This window comes from Streptomyces sp. SS7 (assembly GCF_037993025.1).
In the GTDB taxonomy this organism is placed as follows: Bacteria; Actinomycetota; Actinomycetes; order Streptomycetales; family Streptomycetaceae; genus Streptomyces.
The window spans coordinates 201,929-215,242 of the sequence record NZ_CP141223.1 but is presented as its reverse complement, the minus strand read 5'-3'; the positions used below and the strand labels follow the sequence as shown (position 1 = coordinate 215,242).

General features: G+C 73.0%; 10 protein-coding genes and 1 pseudogene. 9 read left to right on the top strand and 2 right to left on the bottom strand.

The window, feature by feature from the left end; all coding sequences use genetic code 11:
• The first annotated feature begins 144 nt into the window (after positions 1–144).
• The 9 genes and pseudogenes from U5640_RS00985 to U5640_RS00945 form a co-directional block, all read left to right on the top strand.
• Positions 145–2,292 (top strand): SpoIIE family protein phosphatase, encoded by a 2,148-nt coding sequence (locus U5640_RS00985; RefSeq protein ID WP_340373888.1) that lies wholly within the window; start codon positions 145–147, stop codon positions 2,290–2,292.
• Positions 2,293–2,345: 53 nt separating this feature from the next.
• Positions 2,346–2,729 carry an STAS domain-containing protein gene (locus tag U5640_RS00980; RefSeq protein WP_340373887.1) on the top strand — a complete coding sequence of 128 codons (384 nt, stop codon included), beginning with the start codon at positions 2,346–2,348 and terminating at the stop codon, positions 2,727–2,729.
• A 114-nt stretch (positions 2,730–2,843) separates the two neighbouring features.
• The gene (locus tag U5640_RS00975; protein WP_340373886.1) at positions 2,844–4,004 is read left to right on the top strand and encodes a glutathione-independent formaldehyde dehydrogenase; all 1,161 of its coding nucleotides are present in this window, start codon (positions 2,844–2,846) and stop codon (positions 4,002–4,004) included.
• A 130-nt stretch (positions 4,005–4,134) separates the two neighbouring features.
• The gene (locus tag U5640_RS00970) at positions 4,135–7,215 is read left to right on the top strand and encodes an FAD-linked oxidase C-terminal domain-containing protein (RefSeq protein WP_340373885.1); all 3,081 of its coding nucleotides are present in this window, start codon (positions 4,135–4,137) and stop codon (positions 7,213–7,215) included.
• Positions 7,216–7,255: 40 nt separating this feature from the next.
• Positions 7,256–9,097, top strand: coding sequence for a thiamine pyrophosphate-requiring protein (locus tag U5640_RS00965; RefSeq protein ID WP_340373884.1), 1,842 nt, complete (start codon positions 7,256–7,258; stop codon positions 9,095–9,097).
• Entirely contained in the window at positions 9,094–10,203 is a 1,110-nt protein-coding gene (locus U5640_RS00960; protein ID WP_340373883.1) for an enolase C-terminal domain-like protein, read from the top strand. The genes U5640_RS00965 and U5640_RS00960 overlap by 4 nt, the downstream gene beginning before the upstream one ends.
• A 60-nt stretch (positions 10,204–10,263) precedes the next feature.
• Positions 10,264–11,277: an SDR family oxidoreductase gene (locus tag U5640_RS00955; protein ID WP_340373882.1), complete on the top strand. Its 1,014-nt coding sequence runs from the start codon at positions 10,264–10,266 to the stop codon at positions 11,275–11,277.
• 162 nt (positions 11,278–11,439) lie between these two features.
• Complete coding sequence (locus tag U5640_RS00950; RefSeq protein WP_340373881.1) at positions 11,440–11,808, top strand: hypothetical protein; 369 nt, start codon at positions 11,440–11,442, stop codon at positions 11,806–11,808.
• A 29-nt stretch (positions 11,809–11,837) separates the two neighbouring features.
• Positions 11,838–11,963 (top strand): annotated as a pseudogene (locus U5640_RS00945) (DUF6766 family protein); the annotation flags it as partial.
• Here U5640_RS00945 and U5640_RS00940 read toward each other — a convergent pair.
• Both U5640_RS00940 and U5640_RS00935 read right to left on the bottom strand, forming a co-directional pair.
• Positions 11,944–12,462 carry a hypothetical protein gene (locus U5640_RS00940; protein WP_340373880.1) on the bottom strand — a complete coding sequence of 173 codons (519 nt, stop codon included), beginning with the start codon at positions 12,460–12,462 and terminating at the stop codon, positions 11,944–11,946. The pseudogene U5640_RS00945 and the gene U5640_RS00940 sit on opposite strands and share 20 nt — an antisense overlap.
• Positions 12,463–12,704: 242 nt before the next feature.
• Positions 12,705–13,265 carry a hemerythrin domain-containing protein gene (locus U5640_RS00935; RefSeq protein WP_340373879.1) on the bottom strand — a complete coding sequence of 187 codons (561 nt, stop codon included), beginning with the start codon at positions 13,263–13,265 and terminating at the stop codon, positions 12,705–12,707.
• Between the last annotated feature and the right edge of the window lie 49 nt (positions 13,266–13,314).

Genomic DNA, 13,314 nt, shown 5'->3' with positions numbered 1-13,314 from the left:
GCCCGCCGTACGGCGGGATCGTGCTGCCCGGCGCCACGTGGGTGAGGAGCCGGGGGTGCGCCGATCCCGTGACGACCGCGGCGCGACTAGTCTGGAGATCTCCGGCCGTCCACGACGACCCGCGCCCCGAGAGGAGCAGAGGGCATGACCGGTAGCGCCGATCCGCGGGCGGACACCGAAGGGCTGGACGCCGCCTTCGCGGAGACCGTGCGCCGGACGGGAGCGTCCATCGGTGCCCTCTACCTGCTCGCACCGGACGAGGCGCTGCTGCACCTGGACGCCGTGTGCGGTGCACCGGTCGAGTTCGCCGCACCCTGGACGAGGGTCCCCCTCGCCTCTCCGGCACCCGTGGCCGACGCCGTGCGTGAGGCACGGATGGTGTGGGTCGGCAGCCAGGAGGAGATGGTCCTCTCCTATCCGCGCACCGCGATGGTCCTTCCGTACCCGCTGGCGCTGGCGGCCGCGCCGGTCATCGGTGTCCGACGGTGGGGGACCCTGCTGCTGATGTGGCCCGCCACGCGGCCCTCCCACATGACCCCGCGCGGGCGCGGCAACATCATGTCCAGCTGCGGCCGTCTGGCCCGGCTGCTGGAGGAGGCCGCCGTACGGCCCGGGTCGGCCCCCCGCGAGCGGCCGCGTGCGGTACCCGTCGGCACCGGCCACCGGTCCGCGCCCCCCGAGCTCGCCGTCGCCGACCTCGTCGAGCGCCTGCCCGGCGGCAGCTGCGCGCTGGACCTGGAGGGGCGCTTCACCTACGTCAGCTCCGGCGCCGCGGAGCTCCTCGGCCGCGAGGCGGCGCACCTGCTGGGCACGTTGCCCTGGCAGTCCCTGCGCTGGCTCGACGTCCCCCTCTACGAGGACCGCTACCGAGCCGCGGTGATCAGCCGCGAGCCCGTCACGTTCACCGCGTGCCGCCCGCCGGGCCAGTGGCTCGACCTCCACCTCTACCCGGACGACAGCGGCATCAGCGTCCGCATCCTCCCCAGCAGTGCCGACGAGCCCTCCGCACCGGCGGGCCGGACCGGCGCCGCCGACACGTCGGCCCGCGCCGGCCAGCTGTACCAGCTCACGCATCTCGCCGCCGCGCTGACCGAGGTCGTCGGCGTGCAGGACGTCGTCGACCTGGTGGCCGACCAGATCATGCCCGCCTTCGGCGCCCAGGGGCTCGTCCTGTCCACCGCCGAAGCGGGCCGGCTGCGGATCACCGGCCACCGCGGCTACGCCTCCGACACCATCGCCCGCCTGGACGGCCTCCCGCTGGACACCGCCTTCACCCCGGCAGGGCAGGTACTGGCCGACGGCACCCCCGCGTTCTACACCGACCCGGACGACATGCGGCGCACCCACCCGGAGGCCCCGCCGGCCAGTGGAAAGCAGGCGTGGGCCTTCCTGCCCCTGATCATCTCCGGCCGCCCGGTCGGCATCTGCGTCCTGTCGTACGACCGCCCCCACCCGTTCACCGCCGAGGAACGCGCGGTCCTGACCTCCCTCGCCGGGCTCATCGCCCAGGCCTTCGACCGCGCCCGCCTCTACGACACCAAACTCGAACTCGCCCACGGCCTCCAGCAGGGCCTGCTCCCGCGCACCCTCCCCGCGATCGACGGCCTGAGCGTCGCCGCGCGCTATCTGCCCGCCACCCGCGGCATGGACATCGGAGGGGACTTCTACGACCTGATCCGCCTCGGCGACACCGCGGCGGCCGCCGTCATCGGCGACGTCCAGGGCCACAACGTCGCCGCGGCCGCCCTGATGGGGCAGGTCCGCACCGCCGTCCACGCCCACGCGACCCTCGGCACACCCCCCGACGAGGTCCTGCACCGCACCAACCGGCTCCTCACCGACCTCGACCCCGACCTGTTCACCAGCTGTCTCTACGCCCACCTCGACCTCGCCCGCCGACGCGTCACCCTCGCCAGCGCCGGCCACCCCCCACCGATCCTGCGCCTCCCCGACGGCGGGAGCCGGCCCCTGGACGTGGTGCCCGGACCGCTCCTCGGCATCGACCCGGACGCCGCGTTCCCCGTGACCGAGATCCCGCTCGTCGAGGGGATGCTGCTGGCCCTCTACACCGACGGGCTGGTCGAAGCACCGGGCGCCGACCTGGAGGAGTCGATCGCCTGTCTCGCCCGGCACCTCGCCGAGGCCGGCGAACGGGACCTGCATCTGCTCATCGACGCCGTCCTGGGCGAGTCCGGGACCACCGGGCAGCGCCTCGACGACATCGCCCTGCTCGTCATCCAGGAGACCGTCCAGGACGCTCCGGGCGCGGCGGAGCCGGTGCCCGGCGTGTGAGCCCGAGGCCCCGCCTCCTCGCGGAGGAGCGGTCTCCGCGACATACTCGCGCCATGAGTCCCATGAGCGGCAGCGATGACAGACCGTCGGATCCGCCGAGGTCGCACGCCGCCGGGCTGCCGTACCTGAGCCAGCACGAGCGGGAGGGCGCGTGGGTGGTCGCCGTGCACGGCGCCTTCGACTCGAACTCGACCCCCTCGCTGAGCGCGGCCCTGGAGGCGGGGGCCGCGTCCTTCTCCAAGGTGGTCGTGGACGCGGCCGGACTCACCTTCGCCGACTCCACCGTCCTGAACGTCCTGCTGACCTTCAACCGCACCGCCGCGGCGCGGCTGTACGTGGCCAGGCCGGCGCCACCGCTGCGCAGGGTCCTGGAGCTGACCGGAGCGGACACCGTCCTCGACATCCGGCCGACGCTCGAGGACGCGCTCGCCCGCTGAGAACGGCAGGGCCGCCGTTTCGGATGGATCGGCCCAGGGGACCCGACACGGACGGCAACCGTCTGCTCGACAGTCCCTCGCCCCGACGGAGCGCAGGGGCGGAAGGGAGCGACCGTGAAGGCCGCGGTATACGAAGGACCGCGCACGGTGACCGTCAAGGACGTCCCGGACGCGAAGATCGAACACCCCTGCGACATCCTCGTCAGAATCACCACCACCAACATCTGCGGCTCCGACCTGCACGTCTACGAGGGCCGTACGTCGTTCGAGACGGGCCGCAGCATGGGGCACGAGAACCTCGGCGAGGTGGTGGAGACCGGATCTGCCGTCCGCAAGGTGCAGGTCGGCGACTACGTCGTCCTCCCCTTCAACGTCGCCTGCGGGTTCTGCAAGCAGTGCGAGCGGGGCATGACCAACTACTGCCTGACCATGCAGCCGGAACCCGCGATGGCCGGGGCCGCCTACGGATTCGCCGAGATGGGACCGTACGAGGGTGGTCAGGCCGAGTACCTGCGGGTCCCGTACGGCGACTTCAACGCCCTGCGCCTCGGCGAGGACGCGGTCGAGCGGCAGAAGGACTACGTGATGCTCGCCGACGTCTTCCCCACGGGCTATCACGCCACCGAGATGGCCGATGTCGGTCCGGGCGACCAGACCATCGTCTACGGCGCAGGCCCCGTCGGGCTCATGGCCGCCTACTCGGCGATCCTGCGGGGCGCCGGCCGGGTGTGGGTCGCCGACCACCAGCCGGACCGGCTGCGCAAGGCCGAGGAGATCGGCGCCCTCGCGATCGACACGAGCGCCGAGGACCCGGCGGAGGTCGTGAAGGAGGCCACGCTCGGGCTCGGCGCCGACAACGGCTGTGAGTGCGTCGGCTACCAGGCCCACGACCCGGGCGGACAGGAGGACGCCGCGCTCACCCTGAACGGGCTGATCGACAGCGTCCGCTTCACCGGTTCGCTGGGCGTGGTCGGCGTGTTCCTGCCCGAGGACCCGGGCGGCGCCGAGGCCCAGGGCGAGCAGGAGGCCCGGGGCAGGATCCCGTTCGACTACGGGCTGATGTGGTTCAAGGGACAGCGCATGGGGACCGGCCAGGCTCCCGTGAAGCGGTACAACCGTGCCCTGCGCGACCTGATCGCCTCCGGCCGGGCCGAACCGGGCTTCGTCGTCTCGCACGAACTGCCCCTGGCCGAAGCGCCGTCGGCCTACGAACACTTCGACCGCCGCGACGAGGGCTGGACCAAGGTGGTCCTGCACCCCGACGGCCACCACTGAACCCGGTTCCGCCGTCGTCCGCCCCGTCGAGGTCCCGGATCGCCGCGCGGCCCCGAACGCGCACCCTTGCCTCCCTCCGAGTCGGGTACCCGGGGGGCGGCAGCCCCCGGCTCAGAAGGCGGTTCTCCTGATGACTCGTCCCACTCCCTCCGGTACCTCGGCAGACGTGGACGTGGCCGCGCTGACGGCGGCGCTCGCCGAGGAGGCGGACGCCGAGGTCAGGTTCGACGCGGGCAGCAGGGGGGCCTACGCCACGGACGGCTCCAACTACCGGCAGCTCCCGATCGGCGTCGTGGTGCCCCGCACGGTGGAGGCCGCGGCGGAGGCGGTGCGGGTGTGCGCCCGGTTCGGTGCCCCGGTCCTCTCGCGCGGCGGCGGGACCAGCCTCGCCGGACAGTCGACGAACACCGCCGTGGTGATCGACTGGAGCAAGTACTGCCACCGGCTCGTCGCCGTCGATCCCGACGCGCGGACCTGCGTGGTCGAACCGGGCATCGTGCTGGACGCGCTCAACCGGCGGCTGGCGGCCCACCGGCTCCAGTTCGGCCCCAAGCCCTCCACGCACAGCCACTGCGCCCTGGGCGGCATGATCGGCAACAACTCCTGCGGGGCGTCCGCGCAGGCCTACGGCAAGACCGTCGACAACGTCCGCCGCCTGGAGGTGCTCACCTACGACGGCCTCCGGATGTGGGCCGGGCCGACGTCGAAGGCCGAGCGGGCGCGGATCGCCGCCGAGGGCGGCCCCCGCGCCGAGCTGTACGCCGGCCTGGACCGCGTCGTCACCGAGTACCTCGCCGACATCCGCCGCGGCTACCCCAGGATCCCGCGCCGGGTCTCCGGCTACAACCTCGACTCCCTGCTCCCCGAGAACGGCTTCGACGTGGCGCGGACACTGGTCGGCAGCGAGGGAACCCTGGCGACCGTGCTGCACGCCGAGCTCGACCTGGTGCCGGTGCCCGCGTACCAGTCGCTGCTGGTCCTCGGCTACGACGACATCTGCGCCGCCGCCGACGACGTACCCCGGCTGCTGGAGCACTGTTCGCCCGGACAACTGGAGGCGCTGGACGGCCGGATGGCCCAGCTGATGCGCGAGGAAGGCGCCTACCTGGCGTCCCTGGACGCCCTGCCGCAGGGCGACAGCTGGCTGATGCTGCAGTTCGGCGGCGACAGCCAGGAGGAGGTGGACGAGCAGGCGCACGCCCTGCTGCGCGCCGTGGACCGCACCGAGAAGAACGCCGACGTCGCCTTCTCCGACGATCCCGAACGCGAGCAGCGGATGCTCAAGGCACGCGAGGCCGGGCTCGGCGTCACCGCCCGTCCGCCCGACGACCGGGAGACCTGGGAGGGCTGGGAGGACTCGGCCGTGCCGCCCGAGCGGCTCGGGGACTATCTGCGGGACCTCAAGGAGCTGTTCGGGGAGTTCGGCTACGACCACCCCTCCCTGTACGGGCACTTCGGACAGGGCTGCGTCCACACCCGTATCCCGTTCGGACTGCGGACCGCCGAAGGCGTGGCCGACTTCCGCCGCTTCCTGGAGCGGGCCGCCGACCTCGTCGCCTCCTACGGCGGTTCCCTCTCCGGCGAGCACGGCGACGGCCAGTCCCGGGGCGAGCTGCTCACCCGTATGTTCGGCGAGCGGCTCGTGACCGCGTTCGGCGAGCTGAAGGCGCTGTTCGACCCCGGCAACCGCATGAACCCCGGCAAGATCGTCCACCCCAACCCCGTCGACGGCCAGCTGCGTCTCGGGCCCACCTGGCGCCCGAGGACCCCGCCGACGCACTTCGGCTTCCCCGAGGACGACCACTCCTTCAACCGGGCGGTCATGCGCTGCGTCGGCATCGGCAACTGCCGCGGCCACTCCGGCGGCGTCATGTGCCCCTCCTACCGGGCCACCAGGGAGGAGGAACACTCCACCCGCGGCCGCGCCAGGCTGCTGTTCGAGATGCTCGACGGCCACCCCGACTCGGCCGTCACCGACGGCTGGCGCTCCACCGAGGTACGCGACGCACTGGACCTCTGCCTGGCCTGCAAGGGCTGCAAGTCGGACTGCCCGACCGGTGTCGACATGGCCACCCTCAAGGCGGAGTTCCTCGCCCACCACTACGAGGGACGGCCGCGCCCCGCGGCCCACTACTCCATGGGCTGGCTCCCCGTCTGGGCCCGGCTGTCCCGCATCGCGCCCCAGCTGGTCAACGGCGTCCTGCACGCCCCCGGTCTCGCACGGGCGGGCAAGCGCCTGGCCGGCGTCGACGAGGCACGGGCGGCACCCGTCTTCGCCCCGCAGTCCTTCCAGCAGTGGTGGCGGAGCCACCGCGCCGACGAACCCGGCCCGGCCGACCCGCGCGCCGTCGTCCTGTGGCCGGACACCTTCACCAACGCCTTCCACCCCGCGATCGCCGCGTCCGCCGTACGCGTCCTGGAGGACGCCGGCTTCCGCGTCACCGTCCCCACCCGCCCGGTGTGCTGCGGACTCACCTGGATCTCCACCGGGCAGCTGCCACGCGCCCGAAAAGTGCTCCGCCACACCCTCGGCGTGCTGCGCCCCTACCTGGAGGCCGGCACCCCGGTCATCGGGCTCGAACCGTCCTGTACCGCGGTGTTCCGCTCCGACGCCCCCGAACTGATGCCCGCCGACCAGGACGTACGGCGGCTGGCCGGACAGGTCCGCACCTTCGCCGAACACCTCGTCCACCACGCGCCGGACGACTGGCGGCCCCCGCCGCTCAGCCGGCGGGCGACCGTCCAGACCCACTGCCACCAGCACGCCGTCATGAAGTTCGACGCGGACCGCGAGCTGATGCGCCGCGCGTACCTCGACGCCGACGTCCTCGACGAGGGCTGCTGCGGCCTGGCCGGCAACTTCGGCTTCGAACGCGGCCACCACGAGATCTCCATGGACGTCGCCGAACTGGGCGTCCTGCCCGCGGTCCGCGCCGCCGCCCCGGACCGTCTCGTCCTCGCCGACGGCTTCAGCTGCCGTACCCAGATCGAACAGGGCGGCACCGGACGGCGGGCCCTGCACCTCGCGGAGGTCCTGGCCCTCGGCCTCGACGGCACACTCCCGGCCGAGCACCCCGAACGCCTCGTCGAACGCCCCGCCCCGCCCTCCCGCACGTCCCGCTGGACGGTCACCGCGGGCGCGGCCACCGTGACGGCGACCGCCGCGACGGTGGCCGGCCGCGCCGCGGTCCGCTCGCTGCGCCACCCCTGACCCCTCGTCACGAAAGCCACCAGCAGAAAGGCAGTCGACCATGTCGCAGAAGGTTTCCGACCATCTCCTCGAGCGCCTGCGCGCCTGGGGAGTGGACCATGTCTTCGCCTACCCCGGCGACGGCATCAACGGTCTGCTCGCGGCCTGGGGCCGTGCCGACGACAACCCCCGCTTCATCCAGGCCCGGCACGAGGAGATGGCGGCCTTCGAAGCCGTCGGCTACGCCAAGTTCTCCGGCCGGGTCGGGGTGTGCGCCGCCACGTCCGGCCCCGGCGCCATCCACCTCCTCAACGGGCTCTACGACGCCAAACTCGACCACGTGCCCGTCGTCGCGATCGTCGGACAGACCAACCGCAGCGCCATGGGCGGCTCCTACCAGCAGGAGGTCGACCTGATCAGCCTCTACAAGGACGTCGCCTCCGACTTCTGCGAGATGGTCACCGTCCCCGAACAGCTCCCCAACGTCCTGGACCGCGCGCTCCGCACCGCCATGGCCCGCCGCTCCGTCACCGCTGTGATCGTCCCCGCCGACGTCCAGGAACTGGACTACTCGCCGCCCGGCCACGCCTTCAAGATGGTGCCGTCCAGCCTCGGCGCGCCGCGGTACGCCCCGGTGCCGCGCGACGAGGACCTCACCCGCGCCGCCGAGGTGCTCAACGCGGGCGAGAAGGTCGCGCTCCTGGTCGGGCAGGGGGCCCGCGGGGCCCGACAGGAGGTCATGGCGGTCGCCGACCGGCTCGGCGCCGGCGTGGCCAAGGCGCTGCTGGGCAAGGACGCCCTCGACGACGACCTGCCGTACGTCACCGGCTCCATCGGACTGCTGGGCACCCGGCCCTCGTACGAGCTGATGATGCGCTGCGACACCCTCCTCGTCATCGGCTCCTCCTTCCCCTACACCCAGTTCCTGCCCGAGTTCGACCAGGCGCGGGCGGTACAGATCGACATCGACCCGCACATGGTCGGGCTGCGCTACCCCTTCGAGGTCAACCTCGTCGGCGACGCCCGCGAGACGCTCACCCGGCTGCTGCCGCTGCTCGAGACGGACAGGCACCGCAGCTGGCGCGAGCAGATCGAGAAGAACACCGCCCGCTGGTGGGAGGTCATGCAGCGGCGTGCCGCGGTCGACGCGGACCCGCTCAACCCCGAGTACGTCGTCCACGCGCTGGACGCCCTGCTGCCGGAGAACGTCATCCTGTCCTCCGACTCCGGCTCGGCCGCCAACTGGTACGCCCGCCATCTGCGGCTGCGCGGCGCCATGCGCGGTTCGCTGTCCGGCACGCTCGCCACGATGGGGCCCGGGGTGCCGTACGCGATCGGCGCCAAGTTCGCGCACGGCGACCGGCCGGCGATCGCGCTCGTCGGCGACGGGGCCATGCAGATGAACGGCATGGCCGAGCTGATCACCGTCGCCAAGTACCACCACGAATGGGAGGACCCCCGGCTGATCGTGGCGGTGCTGAACAACCAGGACCTCAACCAGGTCACCTGGGAGATGCGGGCCATGGAAGGCGCCCCGCAGTTCCTGCCCTCGCAGTCGATCCCCGACATCCCCTACGCCGACTTCGCCCGCATGGTGGGCCTGAAGGGCATACGGGTCGAGAAGCCGGGCGACGTCGTGGACGCCTGGACGGCAGCGCTGGCCGCCGACCGGCCCTGTGTCCTGGACTTCGTGACCGACCCCGCCGTCCCGCCGATCCCGCCGCACGCCACCCTCGACCAGATCGAGGCGGCGGCGTCCTCGGTCCTCAAGGGCGACAGCGACCGCGCGTCCATGGTCCGCCAGGGCTTCAAGGCCAAGGTCCAGGACCTCCTGCCCGGCCACCGCCACCGCGCGGACCGCCCGGGGGCGAAGGCCGACCAGGGCGAGACGGACGGCACATGAGCGACAGCCCGGTCGTGGAGCGGGTGGTCACCGCCGTCTACACCGTGCCCACCGACGCCCCCGAGGCCGACGGCACACTCGCCTGGGACAGCACCACCCTGGTCCTGGCGAGCGTCGACTGCGGGAGCGTCACGGGCCTCGGCTACACCTACGCGCCCGCCGCGACGGCACGTGTCGTCGACGATCTGCTCGCCGGCGTGGTCACCGGCTCCGACGCCTTCGACGTGCCACGGATCAACGAGGCCATGCGCCGGGCGGTGCGCAACGCCGGGCTGCCCGGCGTGGCCGCCCAGGCGGTCTCGGCCGTCGACATCGCGCTGTGGGACTGCAAGGCCCGCCTGCTCGGCCTGCCGCTCGTGCGGCTCCTGGGCGCGGCCCGGGACGAGGTGCCCGTCTACGGCAGCGGCGGCTTCACCACGTACGACGACGAACAGCTGGAACGGCAACTGCGCGGCTGGACCGAGGGCGACGGCATCCCCCGCGTCAAGATCAAGATCGCGGAGTCGTGGGGACGCCGCGAGGAGCGCGACCGGCGGCGCGTCGCCCGAGCCCGAGCCGTCATCGGCGGGACCACCGAGCTGTACGTCGACGCCAACGGCGGCTACGGCGCCAAACAGGCCGCGCGGGTGGGCCGATCGCTCGCCGACGAGGGCGTGACCTGGTTCGAGGAACCGGTCTCCTCCGACCACCCGGCCGCCCTCGCCGCGATCCGCGACCAGGTTCCCCAGGACGTGGCGGCCGGCGAGTACGGCTACAGCCTGCCGTACTTCGCCCATCTGCTCGCCGCCGGAGCGGTGGACTGCCTCCAGGCCGACGTCACCCGCTGCGGCGGCATCACCGTCTGGCTGCGCGCCGCCGCCCTCGCCGAGGCCCACGGCATCGACATCTCCGGCCACTGCGCCCCGCACGCCCACGCGCACGCCGCCGCCACCGTGCCCAACTGCCGCCACCTCGAATGGTTCCACGACCACGTCCGCATCGAACGCACCTTCTTCGACGGAGTCCTCTCCGCCCACGGCGGCAGCGTCACGCCCGGCGCCGACGGCGAACCCGGCCTCGGCCTGGTCCTCGACCAGGAGCGGGCACAGCCCTACCGCGTGGCCTGACAGCGGGAGGCACCCGCCCCACCCACCGCGCATCCCACCCACGAACAGAGGGAGTCGACCATGCCCGAGACCGTCGTCGTCACCGGAGCCAGCGCCGGTATCGGCCGCGCCGTCGCGCGCCTCTACGGCGAGCGCGGCGCCGACGTGGTCCTGCTCGCGCGCGGCCGGGCGGGCCTGGAGGCCGCCGCGAAAGAGGTGGAGTCCCTGGGGGGCCGTGCGCTCGTCCAGATCGCCGACACCGCCGACGCCCAGCAGGTCGAGCAGGCCGCCGACGCCGCCGAGCAGGCCTTCGGGCCCATCGACGTCTGGATCAACTCCGCGTTCACCAGCGTCTTCGCCGCCTTCGACGACATCACCGCCGAGGAGTACGACCGGGTCACCCGGGTGACCTACCTCGGCTTCGTCAACGGCACCCGGACCGCCCTCAGGCGGATGCTGCCACGAGACCACGGCACCGTCGTGCAGGTCGGCTCCGCGCTCGGGGAGCGGGCCATCCCGCTGCAGTCGGCGTACTGCGGTGCCAAGCACGCCATCAACGGATTCACCTCCTCCCTGCGGACCGAACTGCTCCACCGCGGCAGCGACGTGCACCTCACCGTCGTCCAGATGCCCGCCGTCAACACGCCCCAGTTCTCCTGGGTCCGCTCCCGGCTGCCCCGGCACCCGCAACCCGTGCCGCCGATCTACCAGCCGGAGGTCGCCGCCAGAGGAGTGGTGTACGCGGCCGACCACCCGCGCCGCAAGCAGTACTACGTCGGCGCCAGCACGGTGGCGACGATCTGGGCCAACCGCCTCGCCCCGGCCCTGCTCGACCGCTACCTCGCCCGCACCGGCTTCGCGGCCCAGCAGACCGACCGGCGGCCCCCGAGCCACGAGAGCAACCTCTTCGCACCGGCCGACCAGCGCGAAGGCGCCGACCGCGGCGCCCACGGTGCCTTCGACACCGCCTCCCGCAGCCGGTCCTTCGAGGCCGCGGTGGCCCGCCATCCCGCCGCCTCGGCCGTCGCGGCCGCCGTCGCCGCGACCGCGACGGCGACGGCCGTGTGGAGGAGGCACGCCCGCACCGCGTCATGAGACCCGATCGGCGCCCGCCCCTCGCCCGGCCTGGCTGTCCCGCACGGTGTCGTACGTCCCGCACCATGGGTCGGACGCCTCTCGCATACGGGATATGTCGGACGCCGCGAGCGGAGGATTCCTCGTCGAGCTGGAGGAGTACGGGCCTGACGGCGGTGGCCTGTGCCCGTCTGCCTCACCGCGTGCAGCACCCTCGGCGAACGCGAGGCGGCCGCCTCCCGGGCCGCCCAGCGCTTCGAGGAGAGCATCCGGCACTCCGACGGGATCCGCGCCTGCGCGGCGCTGGCCCCCGACACACGGCAGGAGGTGGAGGAGTCGGCCGGGACACCCTGCGCACAGGCCCTCCTGGACGAGCAGCCGTCCCCCGCGGGTGCGGTGCGGGAGGTCCAGGTCTACGGGCGCCAGGCCCAGGTCGTCCTCGCCGCCGACACGCTGTTCCTGTCGGCCTTCCCCTCCGGGTGGAAGATCACGGCGGCGGGATGCACGCCGCGCCCCCGGCGCCCGTACCAGTGCCAGGTCAAGGGGGGCTGACCCAAGGATGCGCACCCTGTTCACGCTGGAACTGGCAGTCCGAGCTCCTGGCCGTCGCCTCGATGGCCATCCTCTCGGTCTGCCTGCGTCAACGCGGCTCCCCGGAGTCCGAGCCCGTCGGCGCGGCGCGCACCGCTACGGGAGTGGAGGGATGAGACTCAGCGTCTCCAGGAACAGGGGCCGGTGCAGGGCTGCGACGGTTTCGAGCAGGTCCGGGTGGCGGAGGAGGACGGTGGCTTCGAGATCCCGGGTGCCGGGTTCGGTGAGCCGGCGCAGGTGACCGGCCGTGCCGTGGTGCTCGGTTCCCTCCAGGGCCCGTACCGCGTGCACGGTCAGGGCGGGGTCCGCCAACAGGCAGGCCGCCCAGCTGACGACGTGTTCGTCGACCCAGCTCCGCCAGCCGCGGTCGTGCGGGGGCGGTTCGTGTCCGGTGAGCCGGTCCAGACGGTGGGACCCGCTGGGTGCCAGCAGATGGAGCAGCTGTACGTCGAGGCCGGTGGGGAAACGCAGGGCCGCGGCGAGGAGTCCGGCCTGGTGGGCCTGGGCTTCTGCCAGCGCCCTGCTGAGCGCGCCCCCGGGCGGGGGATAGGCGCTCAGGAGCCAGCGGGCGGAGGCGGCCGCGACGGGCGTGAGATCCGTCGGATCAGGGGACACGGTGGCAGGTCTCCCGGGGACGTGCTCGCCGGTGAGCGGCTGATCCGTCCCGCGAGCTGATGCGCGGAGCCGCACTGCCCCGCCTGTGCCACACCAGCGTAGACAGCCCGTCCGGAAGGGGAAATGGCCGGCGTCACAGCGAGCAGGCCGCACCGGTCCGGGGACGCACCGCTCGTACGGTGCGGCCCGGAACCTGTGCGGCCCGGAAGCCTCGGCCGGTCCCTCCGGCGGCCCCGTGGGCGTCAGGACTTGCCGCGGCCCGTGACGAAGTCGCGGGCCCGGTCCACCAGACCCGCTCCCGGGGCGAGCAGCTTGTTCGCCGGCGGGGTGTCCGGAGCGGAGGGGTGCGGGCGGGTGGGAGCCATGGACTTGGCCCGGCGGACCTGGTCCCCCAGCTCGTCCAGCGCCTCGGGGGAGCAGCTGCGGGTCAGCATCGGGAAGAGGTTGTCCTCCTCGTCCCGGATGTGCGCGGAGACGTCGTCCACGAGCTGCCGCAGCAGCGGTCGCATCCGCGGGGCGTCGGTCTCCGTCTTCTCCAGCTCCTTGAGGAGTTTCTCCACCTCCGCGTGGTCCGCGATCTCCTTGTCGGCGAGCCGGTCACCGCCCTCGACGTACTTGCGCACCGCCGGGTACAGGTACTGCTCCTCGGCCACCGAGTGCCGTACCAGCTCGATGGTGACCTCGTCCACGAGATCCCGCAGCTCCTGTCCCGCGCCGGGCATCGCCTCGATCCGGCCGAACAGCTCCTCGACCTCGCGGTGATCGGTCAGGAGTTCGTTGAGTACGTTTCCGCCGTGTCCCATGGGATGTCCCTTTCGTCGCTCGTGGGCGTCGCCTGGCGACCGAGTTGCC

What these genes read in the sequence shown, in the direction of transcription:
- U5640_RS00970 (WP_340373885.1), top strand. Translation starts at nt 4,135, where the DNA reads ATGACTCGTCCCACTCCCTCCGGTACCTCGGCAGACGTGGACGTGGCC.
- U5640_RS00935 (WP_340373879.1), bottom strand. Translation starts at nt 13,265, where the DNA reads ATGGGACACGGCGGAAACGTACTCAACGAACTCCTGACCGATCACCGC.
- U5640_RS00965 (WP_340373884.1), top strand. Translation starts at nt 7,256, where the DNA reads ATGTCGCAGAAGGTTTCCGACCATCTCCTCGAGCGCCTGCGCGCCTGG.
- U5640_RS00985 (WP_340373888.1), top strand. Translation starts at nt 145, where the DNA reads ATGACCGGTAGCGCCGATCCGCGGGCGGACACCGAAGGGCTGGACGCC.
- U5640_RS00980 (WP_340373887.1), top strand. Translation starts at nt 2,346, where the DNA reads ATGAGTCCCATGAGCGGCAGCGATGACAGACCGTCGGATCCGCCGAGG.
- U5640_RS00960 (WP_340373883.1), top strand. Translation starts at nt 9,094, where the DNA reads ATGAGCGACAGCCCGGTCGTGGAGCGGGTGGTCACCGCCGTCTACACC.
- U5640_RS00955 (WP_340373882.1), top strand. Translation starts at nt 10,264, where the DNA reads ATGCCCGAGACCGTCGTCGTCACCGGAGCCAGCGCCGGTATCGGCCGC.